This is a genomic window from Massilia glaciei, from assembly GCF_003011895.2.
In the GTDB taxonomy this organism is placed as follows: domain Bacteria; phylum Pseudomonadota; class Gammaproteobacteria; order Burkholderiales; family Burkholderiaceae_D; genus Telluria_A; species Telluria_A glaciei.
The window spans coordinates 38,898-59,291 of sequence record NZ_PXWF02000162.1; the positions used below are offsets into that span (position 1 = coordinate 38,898).

Annotated in this window: 21 protein-coding genes; 5 read left to right on the forward strand and 16 right to left on the reverse strand. The window is 62.2% G+C overall.

The genetic code is table 11. From position 1 onward, the window contains the following. Nucleotides 1–198: 198 nt before the first annotated feature. Entirely contained in the window at nucleotides 199–453 is a 255-nt protein-coding gene (locus tag C7C56_RS10630; protein WP_106757392.1) for an NHLP-related RiPP peptide, read from the forward strand. Nucleotides 454–499: 46 nt separating this feature from the next. Here the strand turns inward: C7C56_RS10630 and C7C56_RS10635 are convergent, their stop codons facing one another. The 3 genes from C7C56_RS10635 to guaB form a co-directional block, all read right to left on the reverse strand. Further along, complete coding sequence (locus C7C56_RS10635) at nucleotides 500–1,696, reverse strand: putative peptide maturation dehydrogenase (protein WP_106757393.1); 1,197 nt, start codon at nucleotides 1,694–1,696, stop codon at nucleotides 500–502. Nucleotides 1,697–1,887: 191 nt separating this feature from the next. Further along, nucleotides 1,888–3,498, reverse strand: coding sequence for a glutamine-hydrolyzing GMP synthase (guaA, locus tag C7C56_RS10640; protein WP_106757394.1), 1,611 nt, complete (start codon nucleotides 3,496–3,498; stop codon nucleotides 1,888–1,890). A gap of 116 nt (nucleotides 3,499–3,614) precedes the next feature. Further along, the gene (gene guaB / locus C7C56_RS10645; protein ID WP_106757395.1) at nucleotides 3,615–5,075 is read right to left on the reverse strand and encodes an IMP dehydrogenase; all 1,461 of its coding nucleotides are present in this window, start codon (nucleotides 5,073–5,075) and stop codon (nucleotides 3,615–3,617) included. Between the two features lie 12 nt (nucleotides 5,076–5,087). Here guaB and C7C56_RS10650 point away from each other — a divergent pair, with 12 nt between their 5' ends. Beyond that, nucleotides 5,088–5,780 carry a DUF4124 domain-containing protein gene (locus tag C7C56_RS10650; protein WP_229458620.1) on the forward strand — a complete coding sequence of 231 codons (693 nt, stop codon included), beginning with the start codon at nucleotides 5,088–5,090 and terminating at the stop codon, nucleotides 5,778–5,780. Here C7C56_RS10650 and C7C56_RS10655 read toward each other — a convergent pair. From C7C56_RS10655 to C7C56_RS10665, 3 genes are all read right to left on the reverse strand, one after another. After that, entirely contained in the window at nucleotides 5,761–6,789 is a 1,029-nt protein-coding gene (locus C7C56_RS10655) for an acyltransferase family protein (protein ID WP_106757397.1), read from the reverse strand. The genes C7C56_RS10650 and C7C56_RS10655 overlap by 20 nt on opposite strands. Nucleotides 6,790–6,867: 78 nt before the next feature. Further along, the gene (locus tag C7C56_RS10660) at nucleotides 6,868–7,158 is read right to left on the reverse strand and encodes an RnfH family protein (RefSeq protein WP_106757398.1); all 291 of its coding nucleotides are present in this window, start codon (nucleotides 7,156–7,158) and stop codon (nucleotides 6,868–6,870) included. Beyond that, entirely contained in the window at nucleotides 7,151–7,582 is a 432-nt protein-coding gene (locus C7C56_RS10665) for a type II toxin-antitoxin system RatA family toxin (protein ID WP_106757399.1), read from the reverse strand. Before C7C56_RS10665 ends, C7C56_RS10660 begins: the two co-directional genes overlap by 8 nt. Before the next feature lie 107 nt (nucleotides 7,583–7,689). On the opposite strand from C7C56_RS10665, the gene smpB reads away from it, so the two are divergent. Next, nucleotides 7,690–8,139, forward strand: a complete 450-nt coding sequence (gene smpB, locus C7C56_RS10670; protein ID WP_106757400.1) for an SsrA-binding protein SmpB — start codon at nucleotides 7,690–7,692, stop codon at nucleotides 8,137–8,139. Between the two features lie 58 nt (nucleotides 8,140–8,197). On the opposite strand, the gene C7C56_RS10675 is transcribed toward smpB, so the two are convergent. Further along, nucleotides 8,198–9,400 (reverse strand): multidrug effflux MFS transporter, encoded by a 1,203-nt coding sequence (locus tag C7C56_RS10675; protein ID WP_106757401.1) that lies wholly within the window; start codon nucleotides 9,398–9,400, stop codon nucleotides 8,198–8,200. A 142-nt stretch (nucleotides 9,401–9,542) separates the two neighbouring features. Next, a complete protein-coding gene (locus C7C56_RS10680; protein ID WP_106757402.1) occupies nucleotides 9,543–10,043 on the reverse strand; it encodes an acyl-CoA thioesterase in 501 nt (166 codons plus the stop codon). A 215-nt stretch (nucleotides 10,044–10,258) separates the two neighbouring features. On the opposite strand from C7C56_RS10680, the gene C7C56_RS10685 reads away from it, so the two are divergent. Next, nucleotides 10,259–11,680 carry a sensor histidine kinase gene (locus C7C56_RS10685; protein ID WP_106757403.1) on the forward strand — a complete coding sequence of 474 codons (1,422 nt, stop codon included), beginning with the start codon at nucleotides 10,259–10,261 and terminating at the stop codon, nucleotides 11,678–11,680. Between the two features lie 4 nt (nucleotides 11,681–11,684). On the opposite strand, the gene lepB is transcribed toward C7C56_RS10685, so the two are convergent. The 5 genes from lepB to C7C56_RS10710 all read right to left on the reverse strand — a co-directional run bounded on the left by lepB (nucleotide 11,685) and on the right by C7C56_RS10710 (nucleotide 15,881). Next, the gene (lepB, locus tag C7C56_RS10690; RefSeq protein ID WP_106757404.1) at nucleotides 11,685–12,356 is read right to left on the reverse strand and encodes a signal peptidase I; all 672 of its coding nucleotides are present in this window, start codon (nucleotides 12,354–12,356) and stop codon (nucleotides 11,685–11,687) included. A 97-nt stretch (nucleotides 12,357–12,453) separates the two neighbouring features. Then, entirely contained in the window at nucleotides 12,454–14,202 is a 1,749-nt protein-coding gene (locus tag C7C56_RS10695; RefSeq protein WP_229458709.1) for a phage tail sheath family protein, read from the reverse strand. Then, the gene (locus tag C7C56_RS10700; protein WP_106757406.1) at nucleotides 14,126–14,494 is read right to left on the reverse strand and encodes a hypothetical protein; all 369 of its coding nucleotides are present in this window, start codon (nucleotides 14,492–14,494) and stop codon (nucleotides 14,126–14,128) included. Before C7C56_RS10700 ends, C7C56_RS10695 begins: the two co-directional genes overlap by 77 nt. A gap of 19 nt (nucleotides 14,495–14,513) precedes the next feature. Next, a complete protein-coding gene (locus C7C56_RS10705; RefSeq protein WP_106757407.1) occupies nucleotides 14,514–15,428 on the reverse strand; it encodes an SPFH domain-containing protein in 915 nt (304 codons plus the stop codon). A 30-nt stretch (nucleotides 15,429–15,458) separates the two neighbouring features. Beyond that, nucleotides 15,459–15,881, reverse strand: a complete 423-nt coding sequence (locus C7C56_RS10710; RefSeq protein WP_106757408.1) for an NfeD family protein — start codon at nucleotides 15,879–15,881, stop codon at nucleotides 15,459–15,461. An 865-nt stretch (nucleotides 15,882–16,746) separates the two neighbouring features. On the opposite strand from C7C56_RS10710, the gene C7C56_RS10720 reads away from it, so the two are divergent. Beyond that, entirely contained in the window at nucleotides 16,747–17,091 is a 345-nt protein-coding gene (locus tag C7C56_RS10720) for a chemotaxis protein CheW (RefSeq protein ID WP_106757409.1), read from the forward strand. A 46-nt stretch (nucleotides 17,092–17,137) separates the two neighbouring features. Here C7C56_RS10720 and C7C56_RS10725 read toward each other — a convergent pair whose 3' ends face one another. The 3 genes from C7C56_RS10725 to C7C56_RS10735 are packed head-to-tail and all read right to left on the reverse strand — an operon-like array spanning nucleotide 17,138 to nucleotide 20,366. After that, nucleotides 17,138–19,297 carry a T6SS phospholipase effector Tle1-like catalytic domain-containing protein gene (locus C7C56_RS10725; RefSeq protein WP_106757410.1) on the reverse strand — a complete coding sequence of 720 codons (2,160 nt, stop codon included), beginning with the start codon at nucleotides 19,295–19,297 and terminating at the stop codon, nucleotides 17,138–17,140. Then, nucleotides 19,294–20,067 (reverse strand): DUF3304 domain-containing protein, encoded by a 774-nt coding sequence (locus C7C56_RS10730; RefSeq protein WP_106757411.1) that lies wholly within the window; start codon nucleotides 20,065–20,067, stop codon nucleotides 19,294–19,296. The genes C7C56_RS10725 and C7C56_RS10730 overlap by 4 nt, the downstream gene beginning before the upstream one ends. A gap of 20 nt (nucleotides 20,068–20,087) precedes the next feature. Next, nucleotides 20,088–20,366 carry a hypothetical protein gene (locus tag C7C56_RS10735; RefSeq protein ID WP_106757412.1) on the reverse strand — a complete coding sequence of 93 codons (279 nt, stop codon included), beginning with the start codon at nucleotides 20,364–20,366 and terminating at the stop codon, nucleotides 20,088–20,090. Between the last annotated feature and the right edge of the window lie 28 nt (nucleotides 20,367–20,394).

Here is a 20,394-nt window from a genome sequence, read left to right on the forward strand (position 1 = left end):
TAGGCACCCGCCTTTGCCTTGGCGCAAATGTTTTACCTTCCAAGGCCCGCCAAAACTGGCCGCATTCCTGCTCAAATGACAGCGGAATTGTTTCGTCATTGCAAATGTAGTTGATGAAATGGAATTCATGTCGTAGCATGGCCATGGTCACACCAAATCGGCTGGCCAATCAATCAACTGGAATAAGGGTAAAAAACCATGGCAATGAATTCCCCGGAAGATATCGACCGTTTGCTCAAGAAACTGGCCACCGACGACGCGTTTCGCGAACTCATGCAAAGTGATCCGGTCAAGGCCATGGACAGCATCGGCATCACCGTCGATCCGGCCGATGTTCCGGACGTGCGCACCCTGCCCTCGAAAGAAAGCATTGCCGCGGACCAGGACGCGCACCGGGAAAAGCTGGTGGGCAACAGCGAAATGGACGTCTTTAAACTGTCCGGTTTGGTGTAGCGGCGGCGCCGCGGCGGGCGTGCGCTCCCGCTGCGGCGTAAAGCGCCTACCGTCCAGCGCTTTTTGCGGCCGGCGGCGGGAGGCTTCCAGGGTCGGGATCACCATAGCGCAATTCAATGGTCGTGCGCGTCGCGGCCGCCGGGCCGCAACCACAGATTGCCACCACGGCGTCGCCCAGGTGGTCGAGCGCCAAGGCGCGCTCGATGGCGCGCTCGTTGATGGCGGCGGTAACGAAGGCCGGCATGCCCGCCTCGGCCGCAAGCAGGTAGAACGTTTGCGACAAGTGCCCCGCGTCGAGCGAAATGGCCTTGTACGCTTTGGGATGGTTGCGATACTTCCAAAAATTGCGCAACACCCTCGCCGCCATGACGACCAGCATGGGGGCATCGGCAAACCATTGTTGGTCCGCCACGAATTGCAAGGCCAGGACCCTGGCCTGCGCGCCGTCCATGGTGGTCATGGGTTCAAGGGTGTGCGCGACCGGATGGTAGTGGTAGAGGCCGGGCGCGACGCCGTCGACCCGCTGCACCAGCACGTACGCTTCGATGGGGTGGAGGCCGCCGGCGGACGGGCTCAGTTTTTTTAGCGCGTGGGCGCCGGGACCGACCTCGCGCAGCTCCTGGGCCCCGAAGGTGCGCTGCAGCAGGCGCGCGACAACGTCGAGCGCCAGCACGGCCCGGGGGTCGAAGTTGCGGCCCGTGTAGCGGGCGAACATGGTGGCGTCGAGCTGCCCGCCAAGGGGGGCCGGCAATGGGATGGCTTGGCCATCCGCGCCGTGCCCGACCGTGGACGGGGGCGGCGGCCCCGACAGCGCGACCAGTTCCTGGTAGGTGGAAAATTGCACGCCGGCGCCGGCCCGCATGTCGCTCCAGCGGCTGAAGGTGTGGGCAAGCAGGGACAAGGGGCTCCAGTGCTGCAGGCGCAACTTCTCGTCGCGCTCGCGCATGGCGGCCGCCTCCGGCGCGTCGCTGAGCACCAGGCCAAGCGCGAGCAACTGCGCGATCGTGGCTTGGCCGAATCGCTCCTCGCTGGCGGCGCGCTCGGTCCAGACCGATTGCCCAAGGCCGCCGACGGCCAGCAGCTGCGCGTCGCTGAGTTCGACCTCGGCGTCCAGGTGCGGCGCCATCGCGATCCAGCGCATGGTGGCGGCCAGCGTGCCGGCGCCGCGAAACAGCGCGGCCAAATCGATGCCGAGTTCTTCCCGGGGCTCAATATACAGGACCGCGCAGCGTCGAATTTTCATGGATGGAATATGGCGGAGGATGCGGGGATCGTAGCACACTGATTATTAGTCTGAGCAACATCGCGGACGCCGGTCGATAAACCATTTTGCCGCGGTGGGTGCACGCACGCTGGCCACTATAGAAAAAGCCCTGTGAAAACAGGGCTTGAACATGGCTCACAAAAATTCGAGAAACACTCGATAGGGGAAAATCACTCCCATTCGATCGTCGCCGGCGGCTTGCCCGAAATGTCATACACCACGCGGTTGATGCCGCGCACCTCGTTGATGATCCGGTTCGACACCTTGCCGAGCAGGCTGTGCGGCAGATGCGCCCACTGCGCCGTCATGAAGTCGAGCGTCTGCACCGCGCGCAGCGCCACCACGTACTCGTAGGTGCGCCCGTCGCCCATGACGCCGACCGACTTGACCGGCAGGAACACCGCGAACGCCTGGCTGGTCGCGTCGTACCAGTTCTTGGGCGCCTCGCCCGCGTCGATGCTCTCGAGCGCGGGCAGCTTGCACGGCGTGTTGCGCAGCTCCTCGATGAAGATCGCGTCGGCCCGGCGCAGCAGGTCGGCGAAGTCCTTCTTGACCTCGCCGAGGATGCGCACGCCAAGCCCCGGGCCCGGGAACGGGTGGCGGTACACCATGCCATGCGGCAGTCCGAGCGCGACGCCGAGCTTGCGCACCTCGTCCTTGAACAATTCGCGCAGCGGCTCGAGCAGCTTGAGGTTGAGCGTCTCGGGCAGGCCGCCCACGTTGTGGTGGCTCTTGATGGTCTGGCCCTTCTTGCCCTTGCCCGCGCTTTCGATCACGTCCGGGTAGATGGTGCCCTGCGCCAGCCAGCGCGCGTTGCTCAACTTGCCCGCCTCGACCTGGAACACCTCGACGAACTCGCGCCCGATGATCTTGCGCTTGGCCTCGGGGTCCGACACGCCGGCCAAATGGCCCAGGAACTGCGCCTCGGCGTCGATGCGCAGCACCTTGACGCCGAGGTTCTTGGCGAACATGTCCATGACCATCTTGCCCTCGTCCTGGCGCAGCAGGCCGTGGTCGACGAACACGCAGGTGAGCTGGTCGCCGATGGCGCGGTGGATCAGCGCCGCCGCCACGCTCGAATCGACCCCGCCCGACAGGCCCAGGATGACCTCGTCGGCGCCGACCTGCTCGCGGATCTTGGCGACCGCCTCGCTGATGTAGTCGGGCATGTTCCAGTCCGACTTGCAGCCGCAGATCTCGTGCACGAAGCGGCCGATGATGGCCTTGCCCTGCACCGTGTGGGTCACCTCGGGATGGAACTGCAGCGCGTAGAAACGGCGCTCCTCGTCGGCCATCGCGGCGATCGGGCAGCTCTCTGTGTTGCCCATCAGCTTGAAGCCGGGCGGCATCTCGAGCACCTTGTCGCCATGGCTCATCCAGACCTTGAGCATGCCGTGGCCCTCGTCGGTGACGAAGTCGTTGATGCCGTTTAGCAGCGCCGTGTGGCTGCGCGCGCGCACCTCGGCGTAGCCGAATTCGCGCAGCAGGCCGGATTCGACCTTGCCGCCAAGCTGGGCCGCCATCGTTTGCATGCCGTAGCAGATGCCCAGCACCGGCACGCCCAGTTCGAACACGGCCTGCGGCGCGCGCGGGGAGTCGCCCTCGAGCGTGGAGTTGTGGCTGCCCGACAGGATCACGCCGGCGGCGCCGTAGTTGCGCACGAACTCGTCGCTGACGTCGTGGGGGAACACTTCGGAGAACACGCCCGAGTCGCGCACGCGGCGCGCGATCAGCTGGGTGACTTGGGAACCGAAATCGAGGATGAGGATTTTAGAGTGCATGGAGGGCGCTTTAAGTGTGACGGAGGGTGTGGGCTATGGAATGCTGGACCGGCGCGCCGGCGTGCGGCTGGCGCGGCGCGCGGCGGATGACACCCGCCGCGCGCCTGGAACGACCGTTACTCGGAACGGTAGTTCGGTGCTTCTTTGGTGATCTGCACGTCGTGGACATGCGACTCGCGCATGCCGGCCGAGGTGATTTCGACAAACTCGGCCTTCTCGCGCAGTTCGTCGATCGAGCCGCAACCGCAATAGCCCATCGATTGGCGCACGCCGCCAACCAGTTGGTAGATGATCGCCAGCACGCTGCCCTTGTAGGCGACACGGCCTTCGATGCCCTCGGGCACGAACTTCTCCGCCTTCGCGCTGGCATCCTGGAAATAACGGTCGGCCGAGCCGTCCGCCATCGCGCCCAGGCTGCCCATGCCGCGGTAGGACTTGTAGCTGCGTCCCTGGTACAGGATGACCTCGCCCGGCGCCTCTTCGGTGCCGGCGAACATGCTGCCCATCATGACGGTCGAGGCGCCCGCCGCGAGCGCTTTTGAAATGTCGCCCGAGAAGCGGATGCCGCCGTCGGCGATGCACGGCACGCCGGTGCCGGCGAGCGCCTCGGCCACGTTCGAGATCGCGGTGATCTGGGGCACGCCGACGCCGGCGACGATGCGGGTGGTGCAGATCGAGCCCGGGCCGATGCCGACCTTGACCGCGTCGGCGCCGTATTCGACCAGCGCGAGCGCGGCCGCCGCGGTGGCGATGTTGCCGCCGATGACATCAACGTTGGGGAAGCGCGTCTTGATCCAGCGCACCCGGTCGAGGATGCCCTGCGAATGGCCGTGCGCGGTGTCGACCACGAGCACGTCGACGCCGGCCGCGACCAGCAACTCGATGCGCTCCTCATCGCGCTGGCTCACGCCGACGGCGGCGCCGACCAGCAGTTTGCCCTGCGCGTCCTTGGACGCGAACGGATGCTCGTGCGACTTCTGGATGTCCTTGACGGTGATCAGGCCGCGCAGCTCGAAGTCGTCGTTGACGACCAGCACGCGCTCGAGGCGGTGCTTGTTCATCAGGCGCTTCGCTTCGGCGGTGTCGGCGTCCTCTTTGACGAACACGAGTTTTTCGCGCGGGGTCATCTTGGCGCGCGCCTCGGCGTCGAGTTCCTCCTCAAAGCGCAAATCGCGGTTGGTGATGATGCCGACCACGGTCTTGCCCTCGACCACCGGAAAACCGCTGATGCCGTACTGTTCGGTCAGGGCGATCACGTCGCGGATCTTCATGGTCGGCGGTATCGTGATCGGGTCGCGCAGCACGCCGGCCTCGAAACGTTTTACACGCGCCACTTCGCGCGCCTGCTCCTTGGGCGTCAGATTCTTGTGGATGATGCCGATGCCGCCCTCCTGTGCCATGGCGATGGCAAGGCGCGCCTCGGTGACCGTGTCCATCGCTGCCGAGAGCAAGGGGATATTGAGGGCGATGTTGCGGGTCAGGCGTGTTTTGAGGGAGGTGTCGGCTGGCAGGATGTTTGAATAAGCCGGGACAAGCAGCACATCATCGAACGTGAGTGCTTTCTGAAGTAGACGCATAGCATTTTCCTATTGGCGCAAAAGCGAATTATACAGAAGTTCGGCCCGCCCGTCCCGGCGGACCAACTAATTGCCCTGAATCATCAATCGGACATTGACATGCAGAACGAATCATGGCGAAATCGACCCTACGCAGAACAAGGAAAAATGCACATGAAACCGTTGAACACCACCCTCCCCCGGCTTCTGGCCGCCGCCGCCCTGTTGGCCTGCGCCGGCCTTGCCCAGGCGCAGTACATGTGGATCGACGAGAAGGGTAACAAACAGTTGTCGGACCAGCCGCCGCCGGCCTCGATTCCCCTCAAGAACATCTTGAAGGCGCCGCGCGGGATGACGCAGTACAAATACGTGCCCGCGCCAGTGGCGGCGGACGCGCCGGCGTCGATGCAGGCCGATGGCGCCGATGCCGCCCCGGCCGCCCCGGCCGCCGCTGCGAAGGGCCCGCCGACGCTGGCCGAACGCAATGCCGACTTCCGCAAGCGCGCCGCCGAGAAGGCGCTGGCAGAGACCAAGGCCAAAGAGGAGGCAACGGCGCAAAAAGCCAAGAAGGACAATTGCGAGAACGCGCAAAACTACAAGCGCAGCCTCGATAGCGGCGAGCGCATCGGCGAAACCAACGCGAGCGGCGAACGTGGCTTCATGAGCGACGAGAAGCGCATCGTGGAACAGCAACGCGCCAAGGAAATTATCGACGCGTGCAAATAGGCGTGGCCGGGATGGGCGGCGCCAGCGAACAGGGCCGCTCCACCAGCACGAACAAGGCCGCCGCCCCCGATAGGCTGGCGAGCAACATCGCCGCGAGCAACAGCCATGGCAGCGCGCCATGCGGGGCCGCCGGCACCAGCGCGGCGACGCCGGCGAACATGGCCTTGAGCGCCAGTCCGTGCAGCAGGCAGAACGAATAACTCATATTGCCGAGCCAACGCAGGGGCGTCCACGAGAACGCCCGCGCCAGCGCGCCCGCCGGGCGTCCCAGGCATGCCAGACAGAGCACGAAGAAGGCGGCGCCCAGCAAGCCCGTCTTGACCGCCCCGGCGAGCGGCGACAGCGGCGCCTCGTGCAACAAGATCCCGCCTGCGAACATTGCCAGCCTGACCGGTCCGCCCCAGCGCAGGCACAGCAGCAAGCCGACGCCGCTCGCGCCGATGAAGAACCACACGCGCCAACGGGCGCTGCGCCGGCGCAGGCGCGCGACGGCAATCAGCGCGGGCATGGCGAGGTAGTACAGCACTTCGTAGCTCAGCGACCACGCCACCGCGATCATCGGTTCGATCGGAAACAGGCCCGGCAGAAGCAACAGTTTTTGCGCCAGGTAGAGCACGGCCGCCGGCGGCGCGGCCGGGATCTTGCTCTGCCCGGGCAGCAGCAGCGACAGCGCGAGGTAGAGCGCGAACACGGCCAGGAACGCGGGATAGATGCGCCCGGCCCGGCGCGACAGGAAGCGCAGGTAGGGCTGCGGGCGCCGCATCAGGCTGCCATAGATGAGGTAGCCGCTGAACACGAAGAACAGGCCGACGCCGCTGTTGCCGATCGTGTGGACGGCGTGCGCCAACGCGCGCGCCGCGCCGGCGGCGCCGAGCCAGGGGCCGGCCAGCGTGATGGAGTGGACGAGGAAAACGAGGAGCACGGCCAGGCCGCGCAAGCCCTCCATCGGGCGCTGGTTGGGCCCGGCGCCCGCGCGCGACAATTCGAACCGTTTCGCCAGCCACTCCACGCCCGCCCCTTGCGCCGTTGCAACCTTTGCAGGGTGATTCAGCGCGCGCCGTCTACCTTGACATGGCACACGGGGAGATCATTTGGCGCCGTGTTTTTCGGCCCGCTTGCGGCGCGACTCTTTCGGGTCGGCCAGCAGCGGCCGGTAGATTTCGATGCGGTCGTGTTCCTGCAGGGGGGTGTCGAGGGGCTTCTTTTTGCTGTAGATCCCGACCGGATTGACGCCGAGGTCGATTTCGGGGAACTCGGCGAGCAGGCCGCTCAGGGCGATCGCCTGTTCGATCGTCGTGCCGGCGGGCACGGCCAGCACGCGCAGCACGGCCCGCGCCGGCGAGGCGTAGCTGATGTGGATGTGCAGTTGCTCAGCCATACACGGTCTCGGCGCGTTTGCAGAAGGAATCGACCATGCTGTTGGCGATGACGCCAAAAACGGGCCCGATCAGTTGCTCGAGGATCAGGCTGGAGAACTCGTAGCGCAGGTCGAACTCGACCTTGCAGGCGTCCTCGCGCAGCGCCTTGAAGGTCCAGACCCCGTCCATGGTCTTGAACGGGCCGTCGACGAGCTTCATCTTCATCTGCGTCGGCGGCGTGTTAAGGTTGGCGGTGGTGAAACTCTGGCGGATGCCGTGGTACTGGATGTCGAGCCGCGCGACGAGCCGTTCGTGGCTGCGCTCGATCAACTCGACGCCGGCGCACCAGGGGAGGAATTTGGGATAGTCTTCGACTTTGGCCACCAGATCGAACATCTGGTGGGCGCTGTAGCCAAGAATTACTGTTTTGTGCACTACTGCCATTAATCAACCGTTTGCTAGTTTTGCTATGATGTCGAAGTTGTTTCATCAGCGCCGCGTCCGCCACCGCGACACAGTAGTTTAACCGACCCGCGCATTTTAGCTATTTCATGAGTATTGTTGACAATAAAAAAGCATTTCACGACTTCTTCATCGAGGACCGCTGGGAGGCCGGCATCGTGCTCGAGGGCTGGGAGGTCAAGGCCATCCGCGATTCGCGCGTGCAGATCAAGGAGGCCTACGTGCTCGTGCGCGGCGACGAGCTGTTCCTGTTCGGGGCCCACATCAGCGCGCTCTCGACAGCGTCCTCGTTTTCCCATCCGGAAGCATTGCGCACGCGCAAGTTGCTGCTGCACCGCGCCGAGCTCGACAAACTGATCGGCAAGGTCGAACGCTCGGGCTACACGCTGGTGCCGCTCAACCTGCATTTCAAGGGCGGACGCGTCAAGTGCGAGATCGGCCTGGCCAAGGGCAAAAAGCAGCACGACAAGCGCGCCACCGAGAAAGAGCGCGACGGCAAGCGCGAGGTCGCCGCCGCCATGAAGACGCACCGCCGCTAAGCCGGCGCCGCCGTCCGCAAGCTATACATAATCGTATAGCCCGCACCCCTCCCATGCATTATTGAATGGCTTCCGGGGCCCCTGCGACGCCCTGGGGCCCGCGCCCGCTCCACTGCCAGAACGCGAAGCTGAGCGCCAGCCCGGCGAGCACGCCCAGCGCGAGCTTGAGCGCGCTGCCGAACAGCATAGGCGCGAGCAGGCCCGACACCAGCGCGAACACCATCATCTGGATGAAAGAGACCATCGACGAGGCCAGGCCGCGGTGATCCGGGAACAAGGCGAGCGCCCTGACCTGGATCGCCGGCATCACCACGGCCAGGCCGAAAGTGTAGAGCGCCAGCGGCAACACCGCCCACGGGATCCGCGCCGCGAACCACAGGTTGTAGCCGACGTTGGCGAGCGCGCCCACGCCCATGACGCCAAAGCCGATCCACAGCATCCTGCCCTGCGCGATGCGGCCAGCCTGCTTGCCGGACCAGATCGAGCCGGCCACCATGCCGCTGATGAGCGGAATGAACAGCCAGCCGAAGGCGGTCTCGGGCAGGCGCAAGATCTCGAGCACGAAGTTGGCGGCCGCGCCGATGTACAGCGACAGGCCGCCAAAGGCGAGCCCGACCGCCAGCGACAGCAGCAAAAATTGCCGGTTGCCGAGCACCTTGAGGTAGTTGCGCGCGATCGGCCCCGGATGGAAGGCGTGGCGCTGCGCCGCCGGCAGGCTTTCCGGCAATGCCCGCCAGCACAGCGCGACCATCGCCGCCCCGAACAGGGCGAGGAAATAAAACACCGCGCGCCAGCCGAGGGCGACGAACAGCCAGCCGCCGAACACGGGCGCGATGGCCGGCGCCAGGCCGAACACGATCATGATGTGGGACATCATCCGTTGCGCCTGCGCGCCCGAGAACCGATCCTGCACGATGGCCTGGCCGATCACCGAGCCGGCGCCGGCGGCCAGCCCCTGCAGCGCGCGGCAGGCGAGCAGCGAGCCAAAGCTCGGCGCCATGGCCGCTCCCAGCGAGGCGAGCGTGAACACGGCGAGCGCGGCCAGCAGCACCGGGCGCCGGCCGAACGAGTCCGACAGGGTGCCGTAGAACAGCATCATGAAGGCGAAGGTGAACAGGAACACGCTGAGCGTCTGCTGCACCGCGAGCGGGCCGACCGCGAATTCGCGCCCGATGGTCGGCAGCGAGGGCAGATAGGTGTCGATCGCCAGGGCGCCCACCATGCCCACGCACGCGAGGATGACCGTCAACATTCTATACATGCCGCCCTGCCTTTAAAGTGATGCGCGTGCGCGCCACGGGCGGCGCGCAAGCGAGGGCGAGATTTTACATTCTTTTGAGCAACAGCACCGGAGGCCGGGCGAAACCGCATTGCCCGGCCCTGCCCGGCCCTGCCCGGCCCGGTCAGGCCGCCAGCGCGTTCCTCGGCACCTCAAAGCGGCGGATCTTGCTCAGCGCGCGCTCGGGCAAGGCGCTGATCTGCTTGGCATGGTTGGCGAACACGATCTGCTGGCGCCCGACCGAGACCAGCGTGCCGCCCGAGAAAAAGCGGAACTCGAGCCAGAACGAGCACTTGCGCACCGCGTACGCGTTGAGCTCGCAGCGGATCTCCTGGAACGGGAAGGTTTCGTGGACATAGTCCTGCTCGGCGCGCTTGGTGATGAACACGCCCTCGGCCTGCAGCATGTCGGGGGCGATGCATTCGAAGAACCAGCGCTCGCGGCACACGCCCTGCCATTCGAAATAGCGGGCGAAGTAGGTGTTGCCGTAGGCATTCGAGTCCTTGAGGTAGATCGTCATCTCGTGCGTGAAGGTGCGCGGCGCCGGCGCCAACTCCCCGGTCGGGATGGCGGCGGACAAGGGACGGGCAAGGGCGAGGTCGGACGGGGTGGCGTGGACGTGCATGATTTCTCCAATCAGTGGAATGACTCGCCCCGGAGGTCCGGGCCGAGGCCCGAAAATGAATCAGGCGAGCAATCATTAAGGCCACATTTATGGCCCATCCATGATCTAACGCAAACTTGCGTTTGATAAACCCGATTCGGGCATGGACTGGCGTGAAAACGCTTGCTAGGATGCTCAAAATAGCAACAATAATTCCGCCCCCGACCAAGGAACCCATGTACTCGCTATTGCCGGCAATCGTCTCACTGCTATTCCTCGGCTACGGCGTGTACGTGCTCGCCTCGCGCGGGCTCAACCGCAGCAGCGGCGCCTTCTTCCTGGTCTGCGCCACCACCTTCGCCTGGCAATTCACCTGGGCCATTTTGTTCCAGGTGCGCGAGGAGGCGCTCGCGGTGCTGCTGGCCAAGATCGGCTACCTGCTGATCCTGTTCCTGCCGACCACGCTCTACCATTTCGTGGTCGAGCTCACGCGCCGCGGCGCCGAGCTGCGCCACGTGAAATGGTCGTACGCGGTGGCCGCCATGCTGGCGCTGGCGATGGTGCCGGGCGATGCGGTCGTGGCTGGCGTCCAGCAGTTCCACTTCGGCTACTATCCGCGCGCCGGCCCGCTGCACCCGCTGCACCTGCTGCAGACGGCGCTGGTGGTGCTGCGCGCGCTGCAACTGCTGGCGCGCCAGCAGCGCCTGGCCGTCTCGACCGACCGGCTGCGCCTGCGCTACTGCCTCGCAAGCGTGCTGATCTACTCGCTGGCGGCGGTCGACTACCTGTGCAACTACGGCCTGGCAATGTACCCGCCCGGGGTGCTCCTGATCGCCGTCAGCCTCGGCATCATCGCGCAGGCGATGGCGCGCCACGAGCTGCTGGCCAACCCGATGATGCTCGCGGCCACCATCGCGCACGAGATGCGCACGCCGCTGGCGACCATCCGCAACCAGGCCCGGGTGCTGGCCAAGGGCTTGCCCGAGCTGATCGCTGGATACGAGCACGCGGTCGCGCAAGGCGTGATCGAAAGCGGCCTGCGCGCCGGCCACCTCGACTACCTGCGCGAGCTGGCGCGCGACATCGAGGCCGAGGTCTACCGCAGCAACTTCATCGTCGACATGGTGCTCGCCTCGGCCTGCGGCGGCACGCTGTGCACCGACGGCTTCGCGCGCCACGCGGTCGGGCGGTGCGTCGAGGAGGCGCTGCTGCGCTACCCGTTCGAGGGCGGCGCGCGCGCCAGGGTGCGGTTGCGCGCGGAGGGCGAGTTCGACTTCCACGGCTGCGACACCCTGCTCGTCTACGTGCTCTACAACCTGCTCAAGAACGCCCTGAGCGCGCTGGCGGCGGCCGGGCGCGGCGACATCGAGATCAGCTTCGAGCGCGGCGCCGAGCACAACCGCCTGCGCGTGACCGACACCGGCAACGGCATCGCGCGCGACGTGCTGCCGCTCGTGTTCGACCCCTACTACACCACGCGCCCGGGCGGCGGCGGCACCGGGATGGGCCTCGCTTTCTGCAAGCGCGTGCTCGGCGCCTTCGGCGGCAGCATCGCCTGCGACTCGGTCGAGGGCCAGTACACGACCATGGTGCTGGCCTTTCCGGCGCTGGCGCGGGGGCAGCGCCGGGAAGCCCGGCCCAAGGTCCAGTTCGCCTGAACCATCACCGCCCGAGCGACTTGCCGAAACGCTCGGCGCGCGGCATCCAGTTGCCGAGCATGTCGGCCGACACCAGCACCCGCTCGGCGCGCCCGATCAGCAGCGCGCGCGGCACCAGCCCGATGACGCGCGAATCGGCGCTGTTGTCGCGGTTGTCGCCCAGCATCATGAACTCGTCCCTGGGAATGGTGACCGGGCCGAAGTCGCGCCGCGCCGCGTAGTCGGGCATGAGCTGGATGCTGTGGTGGCCCTGCGCGAGGGTCTCGTCGAACCGCAGCGCGGCGGTCTCGAGCCTGGGCGCGACCGGCTCGGGCGAGCGCCCCAGCGGCAGGTAGGCCGAGGCCAGCCCGTTGATGCGCAGCCGGCCGGCGCGCATCTCGACGACGTCGCCGGGCAAGCCGATGACGCGCTTGATCAGGCGGGTGCCGCCCCGCGGCGAATGGAAGGTGACGATGTCGCCGCGGCGCGGCTCGCCCAGGTGGGCGATGACGACGCCGGTGAGCGGCACCTTGAGGTCGTACGCGATCCGGTTGACCAGCACCACGTCGCCTTCGACGATGGTGGGCCGCATCGAACCGGTCGGCACCGGGTTCCAGTCGGCGATCGCCGTGCGGAACACGCCGAACAACATGAGGAACAGCAAAAAGCCCTTGTTCGCGCGCGCCCAGTTTTTCATTTTTCGACTCTCAATCATCGGTGGTTGTGATGACTGATTTATACGCCCGCATTCTTTGGCAACGCTTAAACCAGCGCGCCCGCGACAAGCGTGGCGCTCAGGACCGGGTCTGCTGCTGTTGCCGGATTGAAATAACCAAAAATTCGGCCGGCCTGGCCACCGCCACCTGCACCGAAATGTTCATGTAGCCGTTGAGCAAATCGTCCTTCGTCATTGTCGAACCGAGCCCCACGCTTACGGTGAAGGCATCGGCCGCGGACGCGCCTTGCAAGCCCCCTTGCTTCCAAAGGTCTGTCAGGAAACTGCCGATCATGCTGCCGATGGCGCGCCAGGTGTTCTGGTTGTTCGGTTCGAACACATAACTTCGCGCGGCCAGTTTGACGGACTGTTCGATAAAAATCATGGTGCGGCGAACCGCGACGTAGCGCCAGTCCTGACTGTTGCCATCGAGCGTGCGCGCCCCCCAGATCAAGATGCCCAGGCCGTTAAAAAAGCGGATGGCATTGACCGACTTGCCGGACAGCGCATCAAGGTTCAAGTTCTCCTGCTCGCTGTCCGACAGGCGGATCGGCAAACTCGTGGCGCCGCCGATGCCGGTATTGGCCGGCGCGTTCCACACCCCGCTGCCACTGTCGTTGACGGAGTACACGCCGGCGATGGCGCCGCTGGGCGGCAGCACATTGGCCAGGTTCAGCACTTGGGTCACGATCTGCCGGTACAGCGGGCTGGCAACGAGCAGCGCCGCCTGCAACTGGCTGTTCGACATGGCCGGCACGCCCGGCGACTCGATCTTGGCGATGATGGCCGCGGCCGCCGGATTGGGCGCCGCGGGCGGATTCAACAACAGCGCCAGCTGCTTGGTGTCGCCACCGAACAGGTTGGTGAAGTCGATGTCGGCGCCCTGCATGACGCTGGTGCCGATGAACGGGTAATAGCTCACGCCATATTTGAGACCCGCGTTGCCGCAACTGTTGCGGAAATTCTGGATATCCGTCGTGTAGAGGACAGGATCCGGACTGGCACCGCCGATGATATCGAACAGGCACACCACGGTTCCCATTTCTTCGGCTTGCATCAAGGCGCTTTGCATCAGCGTGCCATTTTCCGCGGGCGTCAGCAGCGTAGCCTCGGGAAACACATACATCGTCGGCTCTTGTTCAGCGCTTAGCGAGGCCAAGCCACGTTTCAGGTCCTCCAGGCGAACGTTGGGATTGACCACGTTGGCGGCCGGGTCCGCCATCGGCTTGCCGCTTGCTGGGCCGTAGGGGCCGACCGAAACGATGTAGGCGGCGTCACCGCCGTTCTGGTAGAACAGGCGCACGCTGTTATATAAATGGTAGATGGTGTTTTGATCGGGCAAGATCGAATGGTACTGGCCGTCGATGGGCAGATATTCGCCAGCCGCCGGTTTCTCCTTTTGCGCGACCAGGTAATACTCAGGGCTGTATTGCCTGGCCGGGTCGGCCGGCGCCGCCGGATCGTCGAGCATGAAAAACGCCTGAAATTCCATCAGCGACGTGATCTTGGTCGGTTTGTCGAGGTAGGATTTGCCCCTGTACTCCGCCTTGGGGGTGTACCCGACAAACGCCGGCACCGCGGTGGCGACCGGGACGACGCAATTGGGGAAGCGATTGCCTTCAGTGATGCGAAACCCGGGGGGTGACTTGGTAGAAACCATCGATCCTCCTGACGTATTGGTTGGGACGATTGCGTTTGTCTCCGGGCGTGAACAAATAAGCCACTTAAGCCACTTCAGCCACTTAAGCCACTTAAGCCACTTCAGCCAGCATGCGGACCACCATCCCGAGCAGCAGCGCCCCGAAGGCGAGCGCGCACAGGCCGCCAAACCTGAGCAGCGCCATCAGCCGTTTGCCGGGCGCGCGGCTGCGCACCAGGTAGTAGGGAATGGCCAGGAACGCGCCGAACACCACCGCCATGCTAAGCCAGCGCGAGCGAACGTAGCCGCGCGCGTTGCCGTCGCTGCAGTACCAGCTGAAGAGCATGTAACTGAGCGCGAGCCACTGCAACATATTCATCAACGGCGCCTCGCGCAGGCCGGACTCCATGATGTGGGCGTCGACCATGCCCACGGCCACCAGCAGCAGCATGAAGCCCACCAGGGTCTGGCGCGCCGTCACGCCGGGCGTCGCGCGCGCGTCACTTTTGCGCCTTGACGATCTGCATCGCGCTGGCGATCAGGCCGCTCATCTCGCCCAGGTTGGCCGGCACGATGATCGAATTGTTGGTCTTGGCGAGCTGCGAGAACGCGTCGACGTACTTTTCGGCCACCTTGAGGTTGACCGCGTCCTGCCCGCCCGGCGCGTGGATCGCCGAGCCGATCTCGCGCAGCGCCTGCGCGCTCGCCTCGGCCAGCGCCACGATCGCCGTCGCCTGGCCCTGGGCGCGGTTGATCGAGGCCTGCTTCTCGCCCTCGGAGCGGGCGATGGCCGCCTCGCGCTCGCCGGTGGCGATGTTGATCTGCTCCTGCTTGCGCCCCTCCGAGGCGGCGATCAGGGCGCGCTTTTCGCGTTCGGCCGTGATCTGCGCCTGCATCGCGTGCAGGATCTCCTTGGGCGGCGTGAGGTCCTTGATCTCGTAGCGCAGCACCTTGACGCCCCAGTTCGCGGCCGACTCGTCGATCGCGTTGACGATCGTGGTGTTGATGTGGTCGCGCTCCTCGAAGGTCTTGTCGAGCTCCATCTTGCCGATCACCGAACGCAGCGTGGTCTGGGCCAGTTGCGTGATCGCGGTGATGTAGTTCGAGGTGCCGTACGAGGCGCGCATCGCGTCGGTGATCTGGAAGTACAGCACGCCGTCGACCTGCAGCTGGGTGTTGTCCTTGGTGATGCACACCTGCGGCGGGACGTCGAGCGGGATCTCCTTGAGCACATGCCTGTAGGCGATGCGGTCGATGAAGGGCACCACGATGTTCAGGCCCGGGGCCAGCGTCGAATGGTATTTGCCGAGCCGCTCGACGACATAGGCGTGCTGCTGCGGCACCACGTTGATTGTCTTGAACATGAACACCACCGCCACCACGAACAACACCATTGCTACGATTCCGAAATCCATGCTTTTTCCTTTTTATTTGATGAACAAAATTCAGGCCGGCGCGACCACCAGCCGGCTGCCGTGCACCTCGACGATGCGGAAGGTGCCGGCGCCGTCGGCGGCGCCCTTGGCCAGCTCCACGTCCCAAGGCGCGCCGCGGTACATCACGCGCGCCTGGCGGTCCTGCCAGGCCTCGACCACGAGCGTCTGGCCGATGTCGATGTTGAGGTTCGGGTCGCGCGCGCTCTCGCTGTTGACGGCCATCGGCGGGCGGCTGCGGCGCAGCAGTTCGGTGGCGACCACGCCGACCACGGCGGCCACCATGACCTGCACCGGCACCGACATGCCCAGCAGCGCGGCGATGGCGCCAAAGCCGAGCCCGATGGCGATCATGAGCAGGTAGAAGGTGCCCGAGAACAGCTCGAGCACGACCAGCACGCCGGCCACCACCAGCCACCTCATCCAATCATCCATTGCATTACCTCCTGTCCAGACTGCGTTTCAAAAGTCAAAAACCCCCGTCATCCACCAGGGCAACGAGGGTTTTCCGAGAATTCGGGCATCGATGGTTTATTTAATTTTTATCAAAACTATCATGTGCCCTAGTCTAACGCTTTTGGCGCGGGAGTCAACCTCAACCTTCAGAACCCCACGTACAAGCGCGCGCCCGTATTTCCATCGAAGTGCCGGTTACTGTGGGCCAATTTTTGGCAAGTGCCCACGCAAAAGTCGGAGCACGCCCCGCTGGCATTTCTAGCAAGATACCGTGCAATCACACTCGTCCCATGGCACGGCCCACGCATCGGGCAAGGAATCGCCGACTGCGAATTTCCCGCCTTCACGCTGGGCTCGGAAGAATACGGGATCGAGATCCTGACGGTGCAGGAGATCGGCGCTACCATGCGGTCACGCGCATCGTCAACGCGCCTCATCCGCGCGATGTGACCGCTGCGCGCGCTATTTTTTTGGCGCGGGTACGGCGGCCTAAGTCACACCCTCGGCATTAAGGGCGGCGATTGCACCGGGGCGCAGTCGAATGGAACGTAGCACCTGCTCAAAAATCTTCTTGCCTTCTTCGTACGGGGGCGGCACCTTCCCGCTCAAACTTGGTCTGCTGGGTTGGTTGTACGAGGGCTCGTTGGGTTGGGCGGGAAGCCTGAGTCTGTAGTCATCCGACGTCGCTGCCGTCATGCGCAAAACCACATGCGGCTGCTCTAAACTTCCGATTACGCCGAAGGTCTCCGCTTCGATTTCATAGTCTTGGTCCGCTGGTCGGCAGCTAGTTGGGGAGCAATTAGGGCCATACACATGCCCGTAACTGCGTCCAGGTGTTCCCAACATGTTCTCAGCGACCGGCCCATCAATCAACCTGCGCGGGATCATCATCCCCGTCATCGACATGCGCATCAAGTTAAAGCTCGGCACGCCGGTGTACGACCAGTTCACGGTGCTCATCATCCTCAACATCGGCGGGCGCGTGATGGGCATGTTGGTCGACTCGGTCTCGGACGTGACCACGCTGATGCCGGACCAGGTCACGGCCGCGCCCGAAATGGGCACCGCGTTCAACTCGGATTATCTGGTCGGACACGGGACCATCGACGAGCGCATGCTCATTTTGGTCGATATCGACAAGCTGATGTCGTCGGGTGAGATCGGGCTGATCGAGAATTTGGCGACCTGACCGAGGGTTTTTCGGTGCGCGGGGTGCTGCGCTGATTTGGCAACACTCAGCCGCTCGAACCACTCGTTTTTTCACCATCGACAGCGGCAACATTAATGGAGCCCTGATCTAATCCATTCTCGTTTGAAATTAATACGGTGTCCGATCCACCATAAATCTTACGAAACCGCAGATAGCCTCCGCGCGTTGAGACTCCAAAACTCTTCCAACTAGATTCAAATGGCTCTCGTCCAAAGGTTTGCATTCGCGGAATCTGTCCGGTGTTCTCATAATCGGATATCGCTCTCAACTCGTCCTGAGTTAGCGGAGGACTCAACTTACGGCGAATATGATCTCCGATTGGGCCAAGCAGTTTTAAATAGAGTATGTCTTTTACGGCTACGACACCCTTCCTATTTTCCTCGTTTCGCCGGGCAATCATGCTAATCAACTTTTGTTTCATACCGGCTTCGCTGTCTGGATTACCAATTGGTATCAGTTTGAACCAAGCACGCGAATCATGAACGTAATCGTCGAAGAAGCTCATAACGGCGGGGGTGGGCGATTCGCTTTCCCCCCACCATGTTGCAATCTCCTCCCATTCACGCTCGTGCTCATTGTTAAGTCCTGGGGCTTGAACTGCGGGCGTGAAATTCGCTCCTTTACCGGCGCGCCATTTTTCGAAATTGATGATCTCTTCTTCAAATTCGCGGTTGGCACTATCCAAGTCATTTTTATCAAAGTTGCTGGCGCGAATAAAACTGGCGCTCGATTGCATGGGGGATTTGCCTTTCGGATGACGCGCCAGTCGCCACTCAATTTGCAACCGCGCCTGTTCACGCATAATCTCAGTGATTGTTCCATTAGTTTTTTTGCATACAGCTAGGTAGGCATTGAGCGCCTTGATTGCCTCGAGCTTTATCTTGAAACGGCCTTGTGCAATCGGGCTCGCCAACTCAAGTTTTAATGGCACACCTGCCAAACGCGCCTCCCTATACATGTAAATTAAAGGGATGCGGGCGAGCATGTCCGAACCATCGGGCTCGATACCGCGCCCTTGCTCTAGCGGGGCGTAACCACCACCCAAGTCAGAATGTACTCCGGGGAAGACGACCTCCAACCAATTGGCTGAAGTTACTGATCCAGACGCAATGGAGTCAAGCGGAAAACTACGCCTTAACTCATGGGCTGCAACGAGGTGCACACATCGAACTTTCGACGGAACGCGTAGACTGTTTTCGGCATCGGCCCACGCGCCATGGCCATCGCACAGCCTGCCGATATCGCTATTTCCAAGACTGTTCCCCACGCCTACGGATGCTACGGTGTCGAACAAACCCAAAAAATCAAACACAACAGGATATCCACCAAGTGTAAATTCACCATGACGGTTGTGTAGTTCTGCATCGATATAGCATAGCGTCATGAACCAATTGGTGAATGCTCTCGCTTGGGTGGCGCCAAGCGAGAAGCCGAAAGTCGAAACATAAATACTGTCAACTATCCCCGGATCAATCTTCTTGGGGCGTCCTTCTCTTTCGCGCCGATGCGCGGCCACGTTTTGTTTCAAGATCTGCAAAAGTATCATGAATTCTTTTTTCGGGCCCCATATCTTCGAGTCCCTGTTGCTATTGTTCGGAAGCGGAGCGAGCATCTGGCTTCGGGACTCCGCCGTAAGCTCAATTCTTTTAATGAGAGAAATTATAAACTCGCTTGAAAACAAGGGAGTCTTATTAAAATAACGATTTACGTTATTTATCGCTTGCACTAGCGCCCACACGATGCGAGCTTCGCCTAGATATCCCGATGCAGCCCCTCTATCGGCTGCTTGGCCCGTACCGGGGTCGCCTACTTCGGGAAAGGGAGACGAAACTCCAGGCATATATGCTTTAAAGAAATGCGTGTAACGCATATTCTTGTCTTCCCAGTCTGTATCTTTCGGCAGGACTCCCTTGACGCCAGCGCCTGGATAACAGTCGTATAAACGGGCAACATTTGAATGATTTTTGCCTTCATTCGCTTGCATATAATTGTTCTTTGTGCCATCAAAGAAAAAACCAAAAAACAAGTTGGTTACGCACGATTCACCCGGTTTGCTTAGTTTTGGTTGCTCCCTTGGCTCGTATTTTTTTCGAATCACTCTCACTTCTTTCTTACTAAATAGAGTCTCAAATTTTTCTGCATGCAAAAACAGATGACTTACCTTCTGGCATAGAATTGCACTCATGGTTTCGCTTTCATAACACGTTCCAAAAGTTCATAACTACGCCGCAATCCGTCTTCATTTCCTTTTTTTAATTTTGTCAAGTAGCTCGGATCACTTGGCCCACTGAAACCTTTAATTGAATCTTTATCATATTCCTTAGCGACGTCCCAAGACTCTTCCGCATGTTTTTTTGGATCGACACGCAACTCCTCAAGCATTGATTTATATAGATCAATCCCATCTTGCTCGTGTTTCCGATACAGTTCCCAACGCTCCCGCTGATAGGCCAATGATGGAACCGGCCACCCCTTCACTTTCCACGGCCATTTCGGGTGATCCGGTTGGTAGTCGCTCGACACAACACTCATCGTGCCATCCCCATCCCGGATGACCCACAGTTCGCCCGCCTTATCATCAACGTAACGCGGCACATCCACAACGGTAGTCTTTTTTACCTCCCGCAATTCTCCATCCGCGACAGCAACAAGCATGTGAGTGGAATGAATTTCGAGCTTGATTCCTGGCCGCCAAACCCGTGGCAGGGTATAGCAGCACGTGATTCCTCCCCCAGCATAAGGCTCGATGAGTTCGCCCCCGCCTTTATTACCCGCGTTGTTGGGATCTGCAATGAAATAAGTGAACTCGTTCGCGCTGTAATTAACGCCATGAATACTTACCGGCACATTTTTTGACACATCTGGTTTTGCACACGCGACCAACATCGGCACGCCAAGTGCGCAGGCAGCGATCACACAACGTAACGTCCCAAACCAAGTTCGATCAATAAGCATATCTCCCCCAATAGAAATATTTAGTCGTATAAGTCATGGCGTTCTTTCTGCCAGTTACTCAATAAGGTGCTTGCCTCGGTTTCATACAGAGCTTGCTCTCCCAGCAAACAGGACTCACACCAATCAAGCAGCATGACAGGGTCAAGATTTCGATGTGCAGCCGCGCGAATTGCCAAGGCGACGAGTGAATAGTTTTTCATTGGTGACTCGTACACCTTATGCCCCCGCTCGGACAACAACATGATCGTCTCATCCGTTTCGCTGTCACCGATCAGCGTGACAAACTGCTCATCATTCAAGGTGGGGCGTTCTCAAGAACCAAGTGCA